This window comes from Pseudarthrobacter sp. DSP2-3-2b1, assembly GCF_049895945.1.
In the GTDB taxonomy this organism is placed as follows: domain Bacteria; phylum Actinomycetota; class Actinomycetes; order Actinomycetales; family Micrococcaceae; genus Arthrobacter.
In genome coordinates this window covers 100,739-120,243 of the sequence record NZ_JAFCTI010000013.1, presented here as the reverse complement: position 1 = coordinate 120,243, position 19,505 = coordinate 100,739, and the positions used below count along the sequence as shown (strand labels likewise).

19 protein-coding genes are annotated in these 19,505 nt (G+C 65.2%); 15 read left to right on the top strand and 4 right to left on the bottom strand.

Features of this window, described 5'->3' with window-relative positions; translation table 11 throughout:
• The first annotated feature begins 32 nt into the window (after positions 1-32).
• From ACP7AX_RS15770 to ACP7AX_RS15750, 5 genes are all read left to right on the top strand, one after another.
• A complete protein-coding gene (locus ACP7AX_RS15770; RefSeq protein ID WP_426227686.1) occupies positions 33-1,565 on the top strand; it encodes an extracellular solute-binding protein in 1,533 nt (510 codons plus the stop codon).
• Between the two features lie 85 nt (positions 1,566-1,650).
• The gene (locus tag ACP7AX_RS15765; RefSeq protein WP_426227684.1) at positions 1,651-2,673 is read left to right on the top strand and encodes an ABC transporter permease; all 1,023 of its coding nucleotides are present in this window, start codon (positions 1,651-1,653) and stop codon (positions 2,671-2,673) included.
• Positions 2,673-3,545 (top strand): carbohydrate ABC transporter permease, encoded by an 873-nt coding sequence (locus tag ACP7AX_RS15760; RefSeq protein ID WP_426227682.1) that lies wholly within the window; start codon positions 2,673-2,675, stop codon positions 3,543-3,545. The genes ACP7AX_RS15765 and ACP7AX_RS15760 overlap by 1 nt, the downstream gene beginning before the upstream one ends.
• Positions 3,546-3,607: 62 nt before the next feature.
• The gene (locus ACP7AX_RS15755) at positions 3,608-4,387 is read left to right on the top strand and encodes a rhamnogalacturonan acetylesterase (RefSeq protein WP_426227681.1); all 780 of its coding nucleotides are present in this window, start codon (positions 3,608-3,610) and stop codon (positions 4,385-4,387) included.
• A 15-nt stretch (positions 4,388-4,402) separates the two neighbouring features.
• Entirely contained in the window at positions 4,403-5,089 is a 687-nt protein-coding gene (locus ACP7AX_RS15750) for a DUF1961 family protein (protein ID WP_426227679.1), read from the top strand.
• A 4-nt stretch (positions 5,090-5,093) separates the two neighbouring features.
• Here the strand turns inward: ACP7AX_RS15750 and ACP7AX_RS15745 are convergent, their stop codons facing one another.
• Both ACP7AX_RS15745 and ACP7AX_RS15740 read right to left on the bottom strand, forming a co-directional pair.
• The gene (locus ACP7AX_RS15745; RefSeq protein ID WP_426227711.1) at positions 5,094-6,488 is read right to left on the bottom strand and encodes an FAD-binding oxidoreductase; all 1,395 of its coding nucleotides are present in this window, start codon (positions 6,486-6,488) and stop codon (positions 5,094-5,096) included.
• A gap of 91 nt (positions 6,489-6,579) precedes the next feature.
• Positions 6,580-7,611, bottom strand: coding sequence for a substrate-binding domain-containing protein (locus ACP7AX_RS15740; protein WP_131683861.1), 1,032 nt, complete (start codon positions 7,609-7,611; stop codon positions 6,580-6,582).
• 140 nt (positions 7,612-7,751) lie between these two features.
• Between ACP7AX_RS15740 and ACP7AX_RS15735 the strand changes: the two genes are divergently transcribed.
• The 8 genes from ACP7AX_RS15735 (at position 7,752) to ACP7AX_RS15700 (ending at position 16,031) form a co-directional block, all read left to right on the top strand.
• Positions 7,752-8,099, top strand: coding sequence for an L-rhamnose mutarotase (locus tag ACP7AX_RS15735; protein ID WP_426227677.1), 348 nt, complete (start codon positions 7,752-7,754; stop codon positions 8,097-8,099).
• Positions 8,100-8,175: 76 nt separating this feature from the next.
• Positions 8,176-9,342: an L-rhamnose isomerase gene (gene rhaI / locus ACP7AX_RS15730; RefSeq protein ID WP_131683859.1), complete on the top strand. Its 1,167-nt coding sequence runs from the start codon at positions 8,176-8,178 to the stop codon at positions 9,340-9,342.
• 4 nt (positions 9,343-9,346) lie between these two features.
• The gene (locus ACP7AX_RS15725; RefSeq protein ID WP_426227674.1) at positions 9,347-11,386 is read left to right on the top strand and encodes a bifunctional aldolase/short-chain dehydrogenase; all 2,040 of its coding nucleotides are present in this window, start codon (positions 9,347-9,349) and stop codon (positions 11,384-11,386) included.
• Positions 11,383-12,894, top strand: coding sequence for a rhamnulokinase (locus ACP7AX_RS15720; RefSeq protein WP_426227672.1), 1,512 nt, complete (start codon positions 11,383-11,385; stop codon positions 12,892-12,894). Before ACP7AX_RS15725 ends, ACP7AX_RS15720 begins: the two co-directional genes overlap by 4 nt.
• Positions 12,895-12,925: 31 nt before the next feature.
• The gene (locus tag ACP7AX_RS15715; protein WP_426227670.1) at positions 12,926-13,945 is read left to right on the top strand and encodes an acetylxylan esterase; all 1,020 of its coding nucleotides are present in this window, start codon (positions 12,926-12,928) and stop codon (positions 13,943-13,945) included.
• 259 nt (positions 13,946-14,204) lie between these two features.
• Positions 14,205-15,362: a 3-deoxy-7-phosphoheptulonate synthase gene (locus ACP7AX_RS15710; RefSeq protein ID WP_426227668.1), complete on the top strand. Its 1,158-nt coding sequence runs from the start codon at positions 14,205-14,207 to the stop codon at positions 15,360-15,362.
• Between the two features lie 142 nt (positions 15,363-15,504).
• Positions 15,505-15,717 (top strand): helix-turn-helix domain-containing protein, encoded by a 213-nt coding sequence (locus ACP7AX_RS15705; protein ID WP_058931377.1) that lies wholly within the window; start codon positions 15,505-15,507, stop codon positions 15,715-15,717.
• Positions 15,718-15,932: 215 nt separating this feature from the next.
• Positions 15,933-16,031 (top strand): 30S ribosomal protein bS22, encoded by a 99-nt coding sequence (locus ACP7AX_RS15700; RefSeq protein WP_003792170.1) that lies wholly within the window; start codon positions 15,933-15,935, stop codon positions 16,029-16,031.
• A 200-nt stretch (positions 16,032-16,231) separates the two neighbouring features.
• On the opposite strand, the gene ACP7AX_RS15695 is transcribed toward ACP7AX_RS15700, so the two are convergent.
• Complete coding sequence (locus ACP7AX_RS15695) at positions 16,232-17,050, bottom strand: HAD family hydrolase (protein ID WP_426227665.1); 819 nt, start codon at positions 17,048-17,050, stop codon at positions 16,232-16,234.
• A gap of 78 nt (positions 17,051-17,128) precedes the next feature.
• Here ACP7AX_RS15695 and ACP7AX_RS15690 point away from each other — a divergent pair, with 78 nt between their 5' ends.
• Positions 17,129-17,383 (top strand): glutaredoxin family protein, encoded by a 255-nt coding sequence (locus ACP7AX_RS15690; protein ID WP_426227663.1) that lies wholly within the window; start codon positions 17,129-17,131, stop codon positions 17,381-17,383.
• A gap of 78 nt (positions 17,384-17,461) precedes the next feature.
• The gene (locus ACP7AX_RS15685; RefSeq protein WP_131683907.1) at positions 17,462-18,193 is read left to right on the top strand and encodes a redox-sensing transcriptional repressor Rex; all 732 of its coding nucleotides are present in this window, start codon (positions 17,462-17,464) and stop codon (positions 18,191-18,193) included.
• A 270-nt stretch (positions 18,194-18,463) separates the two neighbouring features.
• On the opposite strand, the gene ACP7AX_RS15680 is transcribed toward ACP7AX_RS15685, so the two are convergent.
• Positions 18,464-19,267, bottom strand: a complete 804-nt coding sequence (locus tag ACP7AX_RS15680; protein ID WP_426227661.1) for a hypothetical protein — start codon at positions 19,265-19,267, stop codon at positions 18,464-18,466.
• Positions 19,268-19,505: the final 238 nt, after the last annotated feature.

The window sequence follows — 19,505 nt, the reverse complement described above, 5'->3', positions numbered from 1 at the left end:
ATTCAACCCCGAAGAAGTGGACAAGGAACACCATGATTAACAGAAAACTCAGCCTGGCCGCCGCCGTCGTGACCGCCACGGCCCTGACCCTGACCGCCTGCAGCGGCGGGGGCGAGGCACCCGCAGCGGACCTGACCACGGTCAGCATTATGGCGCCCTTCCTGGAGGCCCAGCCGCCGGGAGCGGACGGCGCCGTCCAGAAGAAGCTGGAAGAAATCACCGGCAAGGACGTCAACATCACCTGGACGCCAAACGCCTCCTATGAAGACAAGATGAACATCACCCTGGCTTCCTCCGAGATCCCGCACGTCATGGTGGTGCAGAGCAAGTCGCCGGGATTCGTCAAGAACGCGGAAGCCGGTGCCTTCTGGGACCTCACCGACAAGCTGGACAAATACCCCAACCTGAAGACCACGTTCCCTGACATCCAGCAGAATGCGAGCATCAACGGCAAGGTCTTCGGGGTGTACCGCGGCCGGGCTCCCATGCGCGCCGCTGTTATGTTCCGCCAGGACTGGCTGGACAAGGTGGGCATGGAAGCGCCCAAAACCACCGAGGACCTTTACAAGGTGGCGAAGGCCTTCACGGAACAGGATCCGGATGGAAACGGGCAGGACGATACCTGGGGCATCACCATCCCCAAGTGGGGTGCCTTGGGATCCAACAGCCCCTATGACCTGATCGAGGAATGGTACGGCGCCGGCAACCGCTGGACGGAGAAGGACGGGAAGCTCATCCCGAGCTTCGAAACGGAGGAATTCCTCGAGGCCAACCGCTTCGTCAAGAAGATGGTGGATGAGAAGCTCATCAACCCGGACTTCGCCACCTTCGACGGAACCAAGTGGAACGAACCGTTCTTCAACGGCAAGGGTGGCATCATTGTGGACGTCGACTCCCGCGTCAGTGTCCTCATCAACCTGTTCAAGCAGGCGGACCCCAACAACTTCGAGAATAAGGTCGGCTTTGTCGGGAACCTGAAGGGCCCCGACGGCGAACTGCACGCCCACCCCACGGACGGCTACTCCGGGTTCCTTGCCGTCCCCAAATCCAGCGTCCGCACCGAAGCTGAACTGACCAAGGTCCTGGAATTCATCAACACCTTGAACAGCAAGGACGCCGCGATACTGCTCAACAACGGCATTGAGGGCGTGAACTTCGCGCTGGAGGATGGCGCCGCGGCTCCGATCAAGCCTGAAACCCCTGAGGGCAAGGCGGTTGCCACCGATATCAAGAGCTACGCGCAACTGGGCATGAACGTGGCAGGCAACGGCTTCTACCCGGTCAAGCAGGCCTCAGAGTACGAACAGCAGGTCTTCGACAAGCGCGTTGAAGTGATGGCAGAGGATCTCAAGAGCGCCGTCTACAACCCGGCAGCACCGTATGTCTCGGCCACCTACGTGTCCAAGGGCGCCCAGCTGGACAACATCGTGGCCGACGCGCGGATCAAGTACCTCGCCGGCCAGATCGATGAGCAGGGCCTGAAGGACGCCATCAAGCTGTGGAACACCAGCGGCGGCGAGAAGGTCAAGGAAGAGATCAACAAGCTCTGGCAGGACAACAAGTAGCATCCGCCCGCCGCTGCCGGCCGGCCCCGCACCCAGTGCACGGGCCGGCCTGCAGCGGATCATCACCACCAGAAAGGAGGCCTGCATGTCGCAACTGACAGACGCCCTGGCCTCGAACATCGGCGCCGGCGACGGTGCGGGGGCGGAACCCGGCAAAGCCCAGAAGCGGGGCGGCAAGCCACCCAAGGCCCCCAAAGTCCCGCGCGGCAAGTTCTCCGTCCACTTCGCGCATTACAAGTGGTTGTATCTGCTCCTCCTTCCTGGCGTGCTGTATTTCGCGGTGTTCCGCTACGCCCCCATGTATGGCGTCAGTATCGCGTTCAAGGATTACGTCCCGTTCCTGGGCGTGAACGCCAGCCCGTGGGTGGGCTTCCAGCACTTCACAGATTTCTTCTCCAACCCTGACTTCGGCCGGCTGCTGGGCAACACGCTGATCCTCGCGTTCCTGAACCTGGGCATCGCGTTCCCGCTGACCATCGTGCTGGCACTGCTGCTCAACGAGGTCCGCCTCACCATCCTCAAGCGCACCGTCCAGACCCTGGTCTACATCCCGCACTTCCTGTCCTGGACCATCGTGGCGTCGCTGAGCTTCCTGCTCTTCGCCCTGGATTTCGGCCCGCTGTTCCTGTTCATCAACAACGTCCTGGGCACGGACATCGACTTCCTGTCCGATCCGGCCTGGTTCCGGCCGCTGATCATCCTGCAGGAGATCTGGAAGAACACCGGCTGGGGGACCATCATCTTCCTCGCCGCCCTGGCCACCGTGGACCAGGACCAGTACGAGGCAGCCATCATCGACGGCGCCGGCCGGTTCCGCCGGGTCTGGCACATCACCCTGCCCGGGATCCGCTCCACCATCATCGTGATGCTCATCCTGGCGATCGGGCAGATGCTCAATACCGGCTTCGAGCAGATCTACCTCATGACCAACGCTCTCAACCGCGATGTAGCGGACGTCTTTGACACCTACGTGTACTTCGTGGGCATCACCCAGGGCGCCTACTCCTACTCCACCGCGGTGGGACTGTTCAAATCCCTGGTGGGCATCGTGCTGATCTTCGGCACCAACGCCCTGGCCAAGCGATTCAACCAGAGCGGACTGTTCTAATGAAGATTCACAACACCACCGGCGGGCGGATCTTCGACGCCGTCAACTATGTTTTCCTGGCCCTGATCGGCATCATCACGCTGCTGCCGTTCGTCTACGTCTTCGCGGGCTCGTTCGCCACCGAAGCCGAGATCACCCGGCGGGCCTTCTTCGTCTGGCCGGAACAGTTTTCCCTGGGCGCCTACGAATACATCTTCTCCACCCAGGCGTTCACCCGGGCACTGATCACCACCGTGCTCGTCACAGTGGTGGGTACCGTGGTGCAGCTGATCCTGACCGTCACCATGGCCTACCCGCTGGCCAAGCGGAACCTCCGCGGCCGCCAGCTGATCCTGTCCCTGGTGGTCTTCGCCATGGTGTTCTCCGGCGGCATGATCCCCACCTTCCTGCTGGTCAAGGACCTGGGCCTGCTCAACTCCTACTGGGCGCTGATCCTGCCCGCAGCGATCAACCCGTTCAGCCTGATCATCATCAAGAACTTCTTCCAGGAGCTCCCCGCGGAGCTGGAGGAATCCGCCAAGATGGACGGCGCCACCGAAGTGGGGATTCTTTGGCGGATCCTGCTGCCGCTATCCAAACCGGTCCTCGCAACGTTCGCGCTGTTCTACGCCGTGGGGATCTGGAACGACTTCATGTCACCCCTGCTCTACCTTTCGGACAACTCCAAGTGGACCCTGCAGATGTACCTGCGCCAGGTCACCGCCTCCTCGGACCTCCTCGGCACCGGAAACGTGGACCCGAACTACATCCCGCCGGAGCAGGGCATCAAGTTCGCCGTGATCGTGGTGGCCACCCTGCCCATCCTGATCTTCTACCCGTTCCTGCAAAAGCACTTCGCCAAGGGCATGCTCATCGGCTCCGTCAAGGGCTGACCGCCCGCCGCAGCCGCCGTCGTCGCGCCTGCAGAGGTGCCCAGACCACCAGAAAGCACATCATGAAAATCCTGCTCGCCGGAGATTCCACCGTGGCGACCTGTCCCACCCACGAGTACCCCATGAGCGGCTGGGGTGCGCAGCTGCCCCGGCACGTGTACGCCTGGGCAGCGGTCTACAACTTCGCCAAGGGCGGCGCCAGTACGGAGTCCTTCCGCGAGGAGGGGCTGTGGGCGCAACTGCTGGAAACTGCCGAAGTGGACGATCTCGTCCTGATCCAGTTTGGCCACAACGACCAGAAGAAGGCCCACCTCGCTGCCAGGACCGGCTACGCCGCCAACCTGCGCACCATGGTGGGCGAGGTCCGTGCGCGGGGCGCCGTGCCGGTGCTCTGCACATCCGTGGAGCGGCGGCACTTCCTCGACGGCGCGGGCAGCCGCGCCGTCCTCGAGGAGAGCCTGGAGGATTACCCCGAAGTGGTACGGGAGATCGGGCTCGAGCTGAAGCTGCCCGTCGTCGACCTCAACTCCTGGACCCGCACGCTGTACGTGGAGCTGGGTGTCGAGGAGTCCAAGTCCCTGTTCTGCCATTTCGGCCCGGGTGAGCACGCCTTCTGGCCGTCCGGGCTCGCGGACAACACGCACTTCTCCCAAGACGGCGCTTCGCTGGTGGCGGCTGAAGTCGCCGCCCAGCTGGCTCGGCTCGGCTACGGCTCCAAGCAACGCGGAACCACATCCGGCCCGGTAAGCGGCGACGATTCGGCCGGGAGTAACCCCGCGTTGCAGTTAAGAACGACGGCGGGACTTGCGGAGTCGGGGCTGCCGACGGCGGTGCGGGGCTAGGTGGGCGCGCCGCACATGGGCGCGGTGCCGGTTAGCGCGGCGCACTCCGGCGGCGGGCTGCTGTACAGCAATCCGCTCGCCGGCGCGGAGGATGTGGCGGACTGGGTAGCCGAGGGGCCGCTGAGCCTGGGCAGCCCCGGAGGCGCACTGGAGCTGTCCAGCTCGGTCAATGACGAAGAGTTCGGGGACCATGCGCACTGGACGTTCTGGTGCCCCGTGGAGTTCCCGGACGGCATCCGGATCAGCTGGGAGTTCCTGCCTCTCGCAGAGCCTGGGCTGGCGATGGTCTTTTTTGCCGCAACAGGGCAGGGCGGCCACGACCTCTTTTCGTCAGGACTGGCGCCGCGGACGGGCTATTACCCGCAGTACCACTCGGGTGACATCGATGCCCTGCATGTGTCCTATTTCCGGCACAAACACGAATCAGAGCGGGCCTTCCGCACCTGTAACCTCCGCAAGAGCGCCGGTTTTGAACTGGTGGCCCAGGGCGCAGACCCCCTGCCGCCCACCGAGGATGCTCTGGACTTTTACCGCATGGAAGTGGTCAAGGACGGCCCGCGGGCGGCGTTCTCCATCAACGGGCTGCCCCTTTTTGAATGGACCGACCAGTCCGGCAAAGCACTGGGCGGCGGTCGCCTCGGGTTCCGCCAGATGGCGCCACTGAAAGCGGCCTACCGGAACCTCACGGTGGAGAAGCTGTAGTCTCTCAGCCGGGCTTGATGTTCTGGTTGAGTCTGAAGAAGTTGGTGGGATCGTACGTGCGCTTGAGCGCCTTCAGCCGCTCGTATTTGGCGGCTCCATAGGCCTGCCTGACGCGCTCCTCGCCCTCTTCCATCAGGAAGTTCACGTAGACGCTGGTGTGGTGGGGTGCCAGCGCAGACCAGTAATCACGGGCCCATTGACGCTCGGCATCGAAACCCTCGGCGGTCTTGCTGTTGCCGTTGATGTTGAACGTAAACCCCGCGTTTCGCCCGTTGAACGCCGTGGCGTCGTTGCCGATCCGCGCCACCGCGCCGCCCATCTGCCACATGGCCACGCTGGTGACCGGGGACGTGATGCGCATGCCGTACTCGGCGACAACGTCGATCACCTCGTCGCTCAGGGTGGCGATGTCACAGGACCGGACGTAGTAGGACCAGCCGTGGGGGAACGAGGGATCGAACGTTCTCTGGTGTTCCAGGAACGGTTTCGGCCGGCAGAAATCCAGGACCGGGGACCCGAATTCCTTCATGGGCCGCATCACCCGTTCACCGTCCTCCACGGATCCCGCATAGCAGGAGGTGATGGCCAGGACCCGCCTGCCCACCAGCTCCGGGGGGACGATCGGCAGCGCGGGGGCTCGGCGCTGCACCGCCACGGTCATGAGTTCGTCGGGGCAGTCCGCGAGCCAGTCGCGGTAAAACCGCAGCACGTCCGGGGCGTCCTCCATGGGCCAGAAGACCGGCCCCGCCATTACGGACGGACCCACAGAGACCAGCCGGAACTCGAACTCGGTGACGATGCCGAAGTTCCCGCCGCCGCCCCGCACGCCCCAGAACAGGTCGGCGTTCCGGTCTTGACTGGCGGTCACTAGCTCGCCGTCGGCCGTGACAAGGTCAACGGAAAGCAGGTTGTCGATGGTGAGTCCGTGCTTGCGCATGATCCAGCCGATGCCGCCGCCGAGCGTCAGCCCGGCAACCCCTGTGTGGGTGACGATCCCTGACGGGACAGCGAGCCCGAACTCCTGCGTTTCGCGGTCGAGTTCGCCGAGCAGCACACCGGCCTGGACGCGGGCCGTCCGCGCCGCGGGGTCCACCCGGATGCCCTTCATGGGCGCGAGATCGATGACCATCCCGTCGTCGCAGACTGAGAGCCCGGGGAAGCTGTGGCCGCCTCCCCGCACGGCGACCTGAAGGCCGTGCAGGCGGCCGAACCGGATGGCGGCCCGCACGTCCGCGACGCCGGTGCAGCGGGCTATGAGTGCGGGACGGCGGTCAATCGATCCGTTCCACACCCTGCGGTGTTCGTCGTAGCCGGCATCATCCGGGCTGACGAGGTCGCCCCGAAAGGATGCCTGCAGTTCATCGACGGCGATGCGGCCGATCTCCGTGCTTTGTGTCATTGGACTCACGGACCTCTCTCCTCCCAGCAGATTCCCACTGTTTGGAGGACCTGACAAGAGGAAATTGCAGGCGTCGGCCGGAGCGGTGACCCTAACCCGCGGAGGGGCCTTTAGCCTGCCCGGTGCTCTGGCGCACCACCAGCTCCGGAGTGAAGATCACGGCCCGGTGCCGCGGACTGTTGGACTCAAGTTCCTCCGCCAGCAGCTCGATGGCGGTGCGGCCCAGCGCCTCGGTGGGCTGCCGGATGGAGGAAAGGGGGACTACGGCCGAGACGGCGAAATCGATGTCGTCGTAACCGATCAGCGCAATGTCCTCGGGAATTTTCAGGGTGTGCGTCATGGTCAGGGATTGCATGACGCCCAGGGCCAGGAGATCGTTGGCGCAGAAGATGCCGTCCGGAAGGTCCCCGCGCCCGCGCTCCACCAGCACGTTGCCCACGCTGCGGCCCGCCAGCACTGTCTGCCCGTCTGAATCGAGGACCTCCAACGTGGCGTCCGGCTCTTCCTTCACCGCACGCCGTGCGCCCTGAAGGCGGTCGGCCACCTGGCGGATGGAGGTGGGGCCGCCCACAAAGGCGAGCCGACGGCGGCCGGTGTCCAGCAGGTGCCGGGCAGCGAGATAACCGCCGGCGTCGTCGTCCACGGAGACCGAACTGTACTTGTCCTCATCGGCCAGCCGGTCCACCAGCACTGTGGGGATGCCGCGGTCGCGGAGCAGATTCAGCCGCTCGGTGACGTCTCCCACAGGAGAGATCAGGAGTCCCTGGACGCGCTGCTCCTGGAAAAGGTCGATGTAATTGGATTCCCGGCTGGCGTTGTGGCCGCTGTCGCCCAGCAGGACGGCGCTGCCCTGAAGCGCTGCAGCGTCTTCGGCTGCGCGCACCACAGAAGTGAAGAAGGGGTTGCCCACGTCCAGGACAATCAGCCCGATGGTCCGGCTGTGTCCGGCCCGGAGCTGGCGGGCGGCGTCATTCCGGACAAAGCCCAGTTCGTCGATGGCCCGCAGCACGCGCTCCTTGGTCCGCTGGGACACCCGATCCGGGTAGTTCAGGACGTTTGAGACGGTGCCCACGGCAACGCTGGCGTGGTTGGCGACGTCCTTGATGCTTGTTGAGCGGTTCATGATTCTCCGTGCTGATCTGGGGGTCCAGTAATTCCTTGGGGCAATGGGAGTGGAATGCTTGACACCTTCTTGTCTTCCAGAGTACTTTGAATCGTAACAATGAAACGATTCAAAGATTTGAAAGTTCAGGAGAGTCGCCAATGAGGGTGTGTTTCCGTTCCTCGGTCCAGCCAGCGCTGATCGGGGAGTACAAGCGCCGCCACGCTGCCGTGTGGCCCGAGATGCTCGTGGCCCTAAAGAATGCCGGCTGGAACAACTACTCGCTCTTCCTGGGCGAGGACGGGCTCCTCATCGGCTACGTCGAATGCGACGACTTCGACGCCGTCCGCGCCCGGATGGCTCTGGCTGACGTAAATGCGCGCTGGCAGGCCGAGATGGCCACTCTTTTTGACAACCCGGACCAGGTGCCCGACCAAGGGTTCCACGTCCTCGAAGAAGTCTTCAATCTTGACGATCAACTGGCGGCGGCGGAGTCCACAGCCAGCTGACCTACCCGGGTTCCTGCAGCGGGCCCGCATCACCACACCGTATTCGCAGCACCACAAACACCGGAGAGAATCCCACATGAATGACGTAGCAACGGCGCTGGGCAGGCTCGGAGAGCTTGCCATCGAAGTCCCTTCGTGGGCTTATGGAAATTCAGGTACGCGCTTTAAGGTGTTCGGTACGCCGGGCACCCCGCGGACCGTGCAGGAAAAGATCGCTGACGCGGCCAAGGTGAATGAGCTGACCGGGCTCGCTCCCACGGTGGCCCTGCACATCCCCTGGGACAAGGTGGATGACTACGCGGCACTGAAGGAGTACGCGGCGGGCCTGGGCGTGGGCTTGGGCACCATCAACTCCAACACATTCCAGGATGACGAGTACAAGTTCGGCTCCCTGACCTCCTCCAACGAGACGGTCCGGCGGCGGGCCATCGCGCATCACCTGGACTGCATCGAGATCATGCATGCCACCGGGTCACAGGACCTGAAGGTCTGGCTGGCGGACGGCACGAACTACCCGGGCCAGGACGACATGCGTGGCCGCCAGGACCGCCTGGCTGAGTCCCTGCAGGAGATCTATGCCGGCCTGGGCGAGAACCAGCGGCTGGTCCTTGAGTACAAGTTCTTCGAGCCGGCTTTCTACCACACCGATGTTCCGGACTGGGGAACGTCCTACGCGCAGACCCTGGCCCTCGGGGACAAAGCCATGGTCTGCCTGGATACCGGCCACCACGCCCCGGGCACCAACATCGAGTTCATCGTGATGCAGCTGCTGCGCCTGGGCAAGCTCGGTTCCTTCGACTTCAACTCCCGCTTCTACGCGGACGATGACCTGATCGTTGGAGCTGCTGATCCGTTCCAGCTGTTCCGCATCATGTACGAGGTCATCCGCGGCGGCGGCTTCGGCAAGGATTCCGGCGTGGCCCTCATGCTGGACCAGTGCCACAACCTGGAAGAGAAGATCCCGGGCCAGATCCGCTCGGTCCTGAACGTCCAGGAAATGACGGCCCGCGCCATGCTGGTGGACACCGCCGCCCTGGCAGAGGCCCAGCGTTCCGGGGATGTCCTGGCTGCCAACGGTGTCTTCAACGATGCCTTCTACACCGACGTCCGGCCCATCCTGGCCGCATGGCGTGAAGAGCGCGGCCTGCCCGCAGACCCGATGGCCGCCTTCAAGGCCAGCGGCTACCAGAAACAGATCAATGAGGACCGCGTCGGCGGCCAGCAAGCCGGATGGGGCGCATAAGAGCATGAGCACTAACAAGACTGTTGAAGACCTGATTTCCCGTTCCAACCGCCTGGGTGCGGACAAGCGGAACACCAACTTTGCCGGCGGCAACACCTCTGCCAAGGGCACGGAGAAGGACCCGGTCACCGGCGAGGACGTCGAGCTTTTGTGGGTCAAGGGCTCCGGTGGGGACCTGGGCACGCTGCAGGCAGGGAACCTCGCGGTCCTGCGCCTGGACCGGCTGAATGCGTTGAAGAACGTGTACCCGGGCGTTGAGCGCGAAGACGAAATGGTGGCCGCGTTCGACTACTGCCTGCACGGCAAGGGCGGCGCCGCGCCGTCGATCGATACCGCCATGCATGGCCTGGTGGACGCCGCGCACGTGGACCACCTGCACCCGGATTCCGGGATCGCCATTGCCACCGCAGTGGACGGCGAGGCCCTGACCACCAAGATCTTCGGCAACAAAGTGGTCTGGGTGCCCTGGCGCCGGCCCGGTTTCCAGCTTGGCCTGGATATCGCCGCGATCAAGGAAGCCAACCCCCAGGCCATCGGCACCATCCTGGGCGGCCACGGCATCACCGCCTGGGGCGCCACCTCTGAAGAAGCAGAAACCAACTCGCTCTGGATCATCGAACAGGCCGAGAAGTACATCGCAGATAACGGCACGGCCGAACCGTTCGGCCCCGCGCTGGACGGTTACGGTGCCCTGCCCGAGGCCGAGCGCCGCGCCAAGGCCGCCGCGCTGGCCCCGGTGATCCGGGGACTGGCGTCCACCGACAAGCCGCAGCTGGGGCACTTCAGTGATGACGCCGTCGTCCTTGACTTCCTCGCAGCGGCCGAGCACCCGCGCCTCGGTGCGCTGGGCACCTCCTGCCCGGACCACTTCCTGCGCACCAAGGTCAAGCCGCTCATCCTTGACCTGCCCGCCGACGCGTCCATCGAGGACTCCATCGCCCGGCTGAAGGAACTTCACGCTGAGTACCGGGTGGATTACCAGGCCTACTACGACCGCCACGCCGACGCTGATTCCCCGGCGCTGCGCGGCGCTGACCCGGCGATTGTCCTGATCCCGGGCGTGGGCATGTTCTCCTACGGCGCGAACAAGCAGACCGCCCGCGTGGCAGGCGAGTTCTACATCAACGCCATCAACGTGATGCGCGGTGCCGAGGCGATCTCCACCTACGCCCCGATCGAGGAATCCGAGAAGTTCCGGATCGAGTACTGGGCGCTGGAGGAGGCCAAGCTGGCCCGCCTGCCCAAGCCCAAGTCCCACGCGACCCGCATCGCTTTGGTGACCGGTGCGGCGTCGGGCATCGGCAAGGCAATCGCCACTCGGTTGGCGTCCGACGGCGCGTGCGTGGTCATTGCCGACCTGAACCTTGAGAACGCCCAGGCCGTCGCCGCGGAACTTGGCGGCGCGGACGTTGCCATCGGTGTCCAGGCAGACGTCACGGACGAGGCACAGGTCATCGCCGCGATCGACGCCGCCGTGCTCGCGTTCGGCGGGCTGGACCTGGTGGTCAACAACGCCGGGCTGTCCATCTCCAAGCCGCTGCTGGAGACCACCGAGAAGGACTGGGACCTGCAGCACAACGTGATGGCTAAGGGCTCGTTCCTGGTTTCCAAGGCCGCAGCGAAGGTGATGATCGCCCAGGAAATGGGCGGCGACGTCATCTACATCTCCTCCAAGAACTCCGTCTTCGCCGGCCCGAACAACATCGCCTACTCCGCCACCAAGGCAGACCAGGCCCACCAGGTCCGCCTGCTCGCAGCCGAACTCGGTGAGCACGGCATCCGCGTCAACGGCATCAACCCCGACGGCGTGGTCCGCGGCTCAGGGATCTTCGCCGGCGGCTGGGGCGCCAAGCGCGCTGCGGTCTACGGCGTGGACGAGCAGGAACTGGGCAAGTACTACGCCCAGCGGACCCTGCTCAAGCGCGAAGTCCTGCCCGAGCACGTGGCCAACGCCGCAGCGGTGCTCACCAGCGCGGAACTGTCCCACACCACCGGACTCCACATCCCCGTGGACGCCGGTGTGGCAGCAGCCTTCCTGCGATGAGCAAAACAGCAGCACAGGACACCGCCCCGGCAACAGCCGGGGCGGTGTCCGCCGCTGGCCCCTCCGGCCAGGCCTCTGCCGGCAGTGTTTTCGCCGCGGTGGATATTGGCGCCTCCTCCGGCCGCGTCATCCTGGGCCGTGTGAGCGGCCCCGGCGTTGAGCTCGAAGTGGTCCACCGCTTCCCCAACGGTGTGGTGGAGCTCGACGGCGGACTCCGCTGGGATTTCGACGCCCTGTTCGCCGAGGTGCTGACGGGCCTCGCGGCTGCTGCCACGGCAGCGGCGGCAAAGAACGAAACCATCACGAGCATCGGCATCGACACCTGGGCTGTTGACTACGGCCTGGTAGACGCGAAGGGCGAACTCACCGCGCAGCCGTACAGCTACCGCGATGACCGCAGCCGCGCCGCCGTCGCACCCGTGCACGAAAAACTGGACGGTGCCCGGCTTTACGGCACCACGGGCCTGCAGTTCCTGCAGTTCAACACCCTCTACCAGCTGGCCACCGAGCCGGACCTGGACGGCCTGCAGGCCCTCCTGATCCCGGACCTGATTGCGTTCCTCCTGACCGGGCAGCGCCGGACTGAATCCACCAACGCCTCCACCACCGGCCTGTTTGACGCCGTGGCGGGGGAGTGGGCCACGGAGTTCCTCAGCGCCCTGGGCCTGCCCAAAAAGCTGTTCCCGCCGCTGATCGAACCCTGCGAAACCGTGGGCACCCTGCTGCCGGAGGTCGCGTCCCGCGTGGGACTGCCCGCCGGCACCAAGGTGGTGGCCGTCGGCTCGCACGACACCGCGTCCGCCGTCGCCGCCGTCCCCGCGCAGGAAAACAACTTCGCCTACATTTCCTCGGGAACTTGGTCGCTGGTGGGACTGGAGCTCAAGCACCCGGTCCTGACCGAGGCCAGCCGGGCAGCGAACTTCACCAACGAACGCGGCGTGGACGGCACCATCCGCTACCTCCGCAACATGGGCGGCCTCTGGCTGCTCAGCGAATGCCAGCGGACCTGGACAGCGGAAGGCTTCACCCCGGAGCTCGGCGCGCTGCTGACCGCTGCTGCGGCACTGCCTTCGGGCGGGCCGCAGATCAACCCTGACGATCCCTATTTCATCGCCCCGGACAACATGCCGGACCGGATCCGCTCCGCCGTCCGCCGCACCGGGGACCTCCTGGCGGATGATCCCACGGCCATCACCCGCTGCATCATGGACAGCCTCGCCACCGGCTACGCCCGCACCATCCGCGACGCCGAACGCCTCGCCGACCAGGCTGTGGACGTGGTCCACGTGGTGGGCGGCGGCTCACAGAACCGGCTGCTCTGCCAGCTCACCGCGGATGCCACGGGCAAACGCGTGGTGGCAGGACCCGTCGAGGCCACGGCACTGGGCAACATCCTGGTCCAGGCCCGCGCGGCCGGGCAGATCACCGGCGGGCTCAGGGAACTGCGGCGTCTGGTGGTCAACAGCCACGCCCTGCAGACGTTCACCCCGCAGCTCGCCCGGCTCTAGAATCGCTTTAACCCCAGGAAGGACCCGCCTGATGCCACTCTTTGACCTGCCTCTCGACCAGCTGCGCGGTTACACCTCAGCCGTCACGCCGCCCGCTGACCTGCAGGCCTTCTGGGACAGCACCATTGATCAGGCCCGGGCGTACCCGCTCGCGGCCGCGTTCGAACCGGTGGAGAACTACCTCGCCGTCATCGACACGTTCGACGTCACGTTCAACGGCTACGGCGGTGCGCCGATCAAAGGCTGGCTCCACCTCCCGGCGAACCGTGCCCCCGGAACCCCGCTCCCCGTCGTCGTTCATTACGCCGGCTACTCGGGCGGCCGCGGCCTGGTCAACCAGGACACCAGGTGGGCCCAGGCGGGCTATGCGCAGTTCATTATGGACACCAGGGGGCAGGGCTACGGCGGGACGCTCGGCAACACCCCGGACCCGCACCCGTCCGCCGGCGACGTAGCCTATGCGGGCCTGATGACCAGGGGGGTGGGCAGCCGCGAGGACTACTACTACCGCCGGGTCTATGTTGACGCTTTCCGCGCTGTGGAAGCCGCCCAGTCCCACCCGGAGGTGGATGCCTCCCGCGTGGTCCTCGCCGGCGTCAGCCAGGGCGGCGGCATCGTGGTTGCAACGGCCGGGCTGGTGGCCGGAAGGCTCGACGGCGTGATCGCCGCGCTGCCCGACGTCCCCTTCCTGCAGGACTTCCCCCGTGCCATCGACATCACGCCCAGGGGCCCCTACCCCGAGATCGCGGCCTTCCTGGCCCGGCACCGGGAACGCTACGAGCCTATTTTGGACGTGCTGAACTACTTCGACGGCGTCAACCTGGCCCGGTGGGCAACCGTCCCGGCCCTGTACTCAGCGGCGCAGATGGACGATATCTGCCCGCCGTCCACGGTGTTCGCCAGCTTCAACGCGTACGGGGCGGGTTTTGGCGGCGCGTCCGGGAGCGGGGCCGCCAAGGACATCGAGGTCTACCGGTTCAACAACCACGAGGGCGGCCAGGAGCACCACTGGATCAGGCAGCTGCAGTTCCTCCGCAAGCTCCTGGGCTGAGCCGGTGCCGGCGTGTGTGACACCTGGTGTGACGCCGGCAGGTGGCTGGATTTTGCCGGTGGCGCGGGGCGTGGTTATGGTGTGGCTATGACAAACCGTTGGTATGCGTATTTTTCGTTGGCTCTGGAGGGGCCCGCGTCTAACTGACACGCATCCAATCACCTTCAGAGCCAACAGGGCAGAGATCATTCTCTGCCCTTCGCCATTTCCCGGCGGGTTCTGAATTCGGGCCCGCTTCCTCTCCGGAACAGGACCCCACATGAACACCGCACCAGCCCTCACCACCACTCCCGCCAGCGCAGAGTCAGGCGCAGCTCCGGGCGCAGCCGCAGCGAAATCCACGTCCAACCTCCGCGTCAGCGAATTCACGCCGCTGCCCACGCCCCAGGCGCTCATCGCAGAGCTGCCGCTGGACGCCCGGGTGGCCGGCGTCGTCGAACGCGGCCGCGATGAGGTCCGGGCCATCATGGACGGCGTGGACGACAGGCTGCTGGTCATTGTTGGCCCCTGCTCCATCCACGATCCCAAGGCCGGCCTGGAGTACGCCCGCCGGCTGGTGAGCCAGGCGGAGAAGCACAAGGAAGACCTCCTGATCGTGATGCGGGCCTACTTCGAAAAGCCGCGCACCACCGTGGGCTGGAAGGGCCTGATCAACGATCCGCGCCTGGACGGCAGCCACGACATGGAAACCGGGCTCCGGACCGCCCGCCAGTTCCTCCAGCAGGTCACCGCCCTCGGACTGCCCACCGCCACCGAGTTCCTCGAGCCGATCAGCCCGCAGTACATGGCGGACCTGATCTCGTGGGGAGCCATCGGCGCGCGTACCACCGAAAGCCAGATCCACCGCCAGCTGGCGTCCGGCCTGTCCATGCCCATCGGCTTCAAGAACGGGACCGACGGCGACCTCCAGGTTGCGATCGATGCATGCGGTGCCGCCGGCGCCGCTCAGGCATTCCTGGGGATCGACGGCGAGGGCCGGGCGGCGTTGGTGGCCACCGCCGGGAATCCGGACACGCACGTGATCCTCCGTGGCGGCCGCAAGGGGCCCAACTACTCGGCTGCCGACGTCAAAAGCGCCTCCGGCAAGCTCGCCGTAAAGGCGTTGAACCCGCGGCTGATCGTGGACGCCAGCCACGCCAACAGCGGCAAGAGCCACCACCGGCAGGCGGAAGTTGCCCTGGAAATCGGTGCGCAGCTGGAGGACGGCGGCCAGTCGGCGCAGGCCATTGCAGGGGTCATGCTGGAGAGCTTCCTGGTGGGCGGTGCCCAGAACCTTGACGTGGCTGAACATGCTGCCGGGCGGTCCGAGCTGGTCTACGGGCAGAGCGTCACGGACGCGTGCATGGACTGGGAGGTATCCGTATCTGTGCTCAACCAGCTGGCGGCGTCCGCACGCAAGCGGCGCTCGGCGGAATGATTACCCGCAATGACTTTCACTACAGCCCCATGAACCTCTAGAGTATCTATCACATGGTTGGTGGATGGCTCAGCATCGGCACACCGCAATGGAAACACAGCTGGGGTCAATGCACGTCATCCGTCAGCAAAGGAATAGGGAAATGTCCGCAGAACAGAACTTCTCAAACGCGAAGTTCCTGACCGTCGCCGAAGTGGCCGAGGTCATGCGCGTCTCCAAAATGACCGTTTACCGGTTGGTCCATTCCGGTGAAATGCCTGCGGTGCGTTTCGGCCGCTCGTACCGCGTGCCGGAGAGCGCCGTCGAACAGTACCTCAAGGGTGCTGTGGTGGACGGCCACTCCGAAACCGCCTGATCAGCACCAACGCAAGTCAGGCTGCAGTCCAGGCACACATGTCGCTGGTTTCAGCCCCTGGAAAGGCTGCCGTCAGTAGTCGCCGCAAAGAAGCGGTACCCTGTTAAGGAACGTTTTACGTCATTGTAAGAATCTGTCAGTTGTTTCAGTCTGTAGCTCTGCTCACGGACCAGTTCCATCAGACAGGTACTGCATCTAGTTTGTGAGGAACTTTCGTGGGTTCAGTTATTAAGAAGCGTCGCAAGCGTATGGCCAAGAAGAAGCACCGCAAGCTGCTTCGCAAGACCCGTCACCAGCGCCGCAATAAGAAGTAGAGATACTTCGGACTGCGTGAAATGCCCGTTGCCTTCCCGGCAGCGGGCATTTTTGTGTCTTCGGGAGGTTGCCATCCACGTTTCACCGTCGCTTAGACACGACCGAAAGGAGCTCCGCCGGTCGCTGGGCGACCTCTGTCGCTCGTTCGGCCGCGATGCGCTCCTACGTGAAACGTCGAGGGCAACCGTTGCGCGGCAGGCTAGACCCGGGGGCCGCGGATGCGGGCGAAGCCGCGCCAGAGGCCGTAGACGGCGCCGCAGGCTGTGGCCGCTTTGAGTCCCAGGGTGGCGGCGCGGCGGCCGGAGCGGAAGTCGTAGACCGGCCAGTTGTGGTCGCGTGCGTGGCGGCGGAGCCTGGCATCCGGGTTGATGGCCACCGGGTGCCCCACGAGGGTCAGCAGCGGAATGTCATTGTACGAATCGCTGTAAGCCCAGCAACGCTTCAGGTCCAGGCCTTCCAGGTCTGCGAGTTCCTGGACGGCCACAGCCTTGGCGGAGCCGTGCAGGATGTCGCCCACCAGCCGGCCGGTGTACATTCCGTCAGCGATCTCACCCACGGTGCCCAGCGCGCCGGTGAGGCCCAACCGGCTTGAGATCACCGCGGCAACCTCGATGGGCGTGCCAGTGACCAGCCAGACGCGCCTGCCCACGCGGAGATGCTGCTGGGCGAGGGCTTTGGCTCCGGGCCAGATCCTGGACGCGATCATCTCGTCGTAGACCTCTTCGCCCAGGGCCTTGACGTCTTCCACGGTGATGCCCTCTGCGAGCGTGAGGGCCGAATCGCGGACCGCGTGGACGTCGTCCATGTTCTCGCCGCGGGCCACAAACTTGAATTGCTTCCAGGCAAATCCGGCAGCCTGCGTCAGGGTGAAGGCGCCGCGCTGGTGCATCTTGCGGGCAACGTGGAAAAGGCTGGCGCCGCGCATGAGGGTGTTGTCGACGTCGAAGAAGGCGGCTTCACTGGTCTGCGGCATCGCATCCGGCTGCGTGAGAACAGCGACGTACTTCTCCTCGGGCATGTCCACGAGTCTAGTCAATGCCCGGGGCGCCGCAGCCCCCGCCCCGCGGTCCTGCCCAAAGGGGGATACGGTTAATGCATGGCGAAACCGGACATCGTGCTCATCACCAAAGCTGACTGTCACCTGTGCGCAGAGGCGCGCGACGCCGTCGAACGCGTTTCTGCCTCACTCGGACTTGAATGGACCGAGCAGTTGGTGGACGGTCTTCCTGAACTGCGGGAGCGGTACGCCGAGGAAATCCCGGTGGTGCTGGTGGACGGCATCCAGCGGGACTTCTGGAAGATCGATGAAATCCGGCTGGCACGGGTTCTCCAACGCGCCATGGCCCAGTAAGGACGCGGTTACGCACAATGGCGCAGGCTTTGTTGGCACCGGCGGCGGGGCTCTAGAGTGGAGGCACAACGCGACGGGATGGAGGGGACAGTGACATCTTCGCTGGAATCATCCCCGGTTGTCCCCGAAGCGCCGGCTTTGCACGGCGCCGACCCCGCCAAACAAATCCCGCCCGCAGCCGTGGCCCGGCTGACCATTTACCTGCGCGCCCTGAACACCCTGCTGTCAGAGGGTGTGGAGCGGGTGTCGTCAGAGTCCCTGGCGGAAGCCTCCGGCGTCAGCTCCTCCACCTTGCGCAAAGACCTCTCCCACGTGGGCTCCTACGGCACGCGCGGGGTCGGCTACGAGGTGCAGTACCTGAGCCGCCACATCTCCGCGGCCCTCGGCCTGATGCGTGACTGGAAGGTTGCCATTGTTGGCGCCGGCAACCTGGGCAAGGCCCTGGCCCGGTACGGGGGATTCGAGTCCCGCGGGTTTGATGTGGTGGCAATTTTTGACGCGGACCAGATGGTAGTTGGCAATGAAGTGGGCTGGCTGCGCGTGAGCGACGTCGCCGACCTTGAGACGGTGCTTCACCGTACCGGGGCGAACATGGTGGTCCTGGCGTTGCCGGCCGCAGTGGCACAAAAGGTGTGCGACCGCGTGGTGGCGGCCGGCGTCCACAGCATCCTGAGCTTCGCCCCCGTGATGCTGCAGGTGCCGGCCAGCGTCAACCTCCGCAAGGTGGACATGGCCACCGAACTGCAGATCCTGGCCTACCACGCTCAACGCGCCCAGGCCCCGGAACAGGCCCCCGAGCAGACCGCCTAAGTCCCCGCCTCACCCCCACGCTTTACCCCGCGCGCCGACTGCCTCGCCCCGCGCCCCCTTTTATCCCTCGCCCCGCGCGCCGACATACGCGCACCTCGCCCCCCCAAACGCTCTCGCACTTTCTGCACGGTTTTCCACAACGCTCTGTCACTTCCCGTCGCCCAAACCAAAACGCTCTATCACTCTCCTGAAGAGAGTGATAGAGCGTTAGGGTTTTTCCTGCGGTAAGTGAGAGAGCGTCCTGGCCGGGAGGTAGGGCCGGCGGTGGGGTTACTGGCCGTAGGGGTTGCCCGGGGTGCCGTAAGGATTGGCGAAGGGCTGCTGCTTACGGAAGTACGGAGCCGCGGCGGGCAGGTACAGCAGCACGATGGCGGCGATGCCTGCGAGGGTTCCCAGGGTTGCGAAACTGGGGACACCGAAGAGCCCGAAGATGGAGAGGGCGGCGAAAACGGTGCCCAGGATCCGGGCCCAGTTCTTGCCCTTGCGGACAAAGAAAGCCACCAGTGCGTACAGTGCGGCGCCAATGATGGCGAAGGCCACGAGGGTTCCGGCGATGACGCCCTGGAGGTCCTCGTACGTCACATCCGCGCCGGCTCCCCCGCCGCTCCGCATGGCTTCTTCGAACGTGCCCCGCATCTGGGGATCGTCGAGGGTGTTGATCCCCAAAAGCGTCGAGATCACAAAAATGGCGCCGGACGCAATGAGGAGCCAGAACGAGATGTTCACCAGTTTGGGAATCCCCGCGGCTCCGCCAGCCTGGGGCTGCTCGGAGGGGTACTGGGCGTAGGGGGACTGCCCGTAAGGCTGCTGGCCGTACACCGGCGGCTGGGGCGTGCCCTGGCCGTACTGCGGCGGGTTCTGACCGAACTGGGGCTGGTTCTGCCCGTACTGGGGTGCGTTTTGTCCGTACTGGGGAGCATTCTGCCCGTACTGGGGTGCGTTTTGTCCGTACTGCGGCGCCGGCGGAGTGGGCTGCCCGAACTGCGGGCTGTTCTCGCCGTAGCGGGGTGCCGGGGGCTGGTTGCCGGGCTCGGGTTCATTCGGAACGGGAGGCGGGACGGAGGGGGTGCTCATGAGCGGTCCTTTGCAGGTCGGATATCAGTTCGGCTGCTGGGTACAGTCCACTGGCCCTGCCCCCAGTACGGCTTACCTCCACCGTACCCCCGGCCGGTCCCGCAGCGGGCCATTCCGGCAAGGTGATCCGGGATAAACGCAAGCATCCTTTAATCAGTGCACCCCTTAAACGCAGCACCCCGGCCGCCGGGATTCCTGGGGAAAACCGGCGGCCGGGGTGTGATCTGAACGAGGGAAC

What these genes read in the sequence shown, in the direction of transcription:
- ACP7AX_RS15770 (WP_426227686.1), top strand. Translation starts at nt 33, where the DNA reads ATGATTAACAGAAAACTCAGCCTGGCCGCCGCCGTCGTGACCGCCACG.
- ACP7AX_RS15765 (WP_426227684.1), top strand. Translation starts at nt 1,651, where the DNA reads ATGTCGCAACTGACAGACGCCCTGGCCTCGAACATCGGCGCCGGCGAC.
- ACP7AX_RS15760 (WP_426227682.1), top strand. Translation starts at nt 2,673, where the DNA reads ATGAAGATTCACAACACCACCGGCGGGCGGATCTTCGACGCCGTCAAC.
- ACP7AX_RS15755 (WP_426227681.1), top strand. Translation starts at nt 3,608, where the DNA reads ATGAAAATCCTGCTCGCCGGAGATTCCACCGTGGCGACCTGTCCCACC.
- ACP7AX_RS15750 (WP_426227679.1), top strand. Translation starts at nt 4,403, where the DNA reads ATGGGCGCGGTGCCGGTTAGCGCGGCGCACTCCGGCGGCGGGCTGCTG.
- ACP7AX_RS15745 (WP_426227711.1), bottom strand. Translation starts at nt 6,488, where the DNA reads ATGACACAAAGCACGGAGATCGGCCGCATCGCCGTCGATGAACTGCAG.
- ACP7AX_RS15740 (WP_131683861.1), bottom strand. Translation starts at nt 7,611, where the DNA reads ATGAACCGCTCAACAAGCATCAAGGACGTCGCCAACCACGCCAGCGTT.
- ACP7AX_RS15735 (WP_426227677.1), top strand. Translation starts at nt 7,752, where the DNA reads ATGAGGGTGTGTTTCCGTTCCTCGGTCCAGCCAGCGCTGATCGGGGAG.
- rhaI (WP_131683859.1), top strand. Translation starts at nt 8,176, where the DNA reads ATGAATGACGTAGCAACGGCGCTGGGCAGGCTCGGAGAGCTTGCCATC.
- ACP7AX_RS15725 (WP_426227674.1), top strand. Translation starts at nt 9,347, where the DNA reads ATGAGCACTAACAAGACTGTTGAAGACCTGATTTCCCGTTCCAACCGC.
- ACP7AX_RS15720 (WP_426227672.1), top strand. Translation starts at nt 11,383, where the DNA reads ATGAGCAAAACAGCAGCACAGGACACCGCCCCGGCAACAGCCGGGGCG.
- ACP7AX_RS15715 (WP_426227670.1), top strand. Translation starts at nt 12,926, where the DNA reads ATGCCACTCTTTGACCTGCCTCTCGACCAGCTGCGCGGTTACACCTCA.
- ACP7AX_RS15710 (WP_426227668.1), top strand. Translation starts at nt 14,205, where the DNA reads ATGAACACCGCACCAGCCCTCACCACCACTCCCGCCAGCGCAGAGTCA.
- ACP7AX_RS15705 (WP_058931377.1), top strand. Translation starts at nt 15,505, where the DNA reads ATGTCCGCAGAACAGAACTTCTCAAACGCGAAGTTCCTGACCGTCGCC.
- ACP7AX_RS15695 (WP_426227665.1), bottom strand. Translation starts at nt 17,050, where the DNA reads ATGCCCGAGGAGAAGTACGTCGCTGTTCTCACGCAGCCGGATGCGATG.
- ACP7AX_RS15690 (WP_426227663.1), top strand. Translation starts at nt 17,129, where the DNA reads ATGGCGAAACCGGACATCGTGCTCATCACCAAAGCTGACTGTCACCTG.
- ACP7AX_RS15685 (WP_131683907.1), top strand. Translation starts at nt 17,462, where the DNA reads ATGGAGGGGACAGTGACATCTTCGCTGGAATCATCCCCGGTTGTCCCC.
- ACP7AX_RS15680 (WP_426227661.1), bottom strand. Translation starts at nt 19,267, where the DNA reads ATGAGCACCCCCTCCGTCCCGCCTCCCGTTCCGAATGAACCCGAGCCC.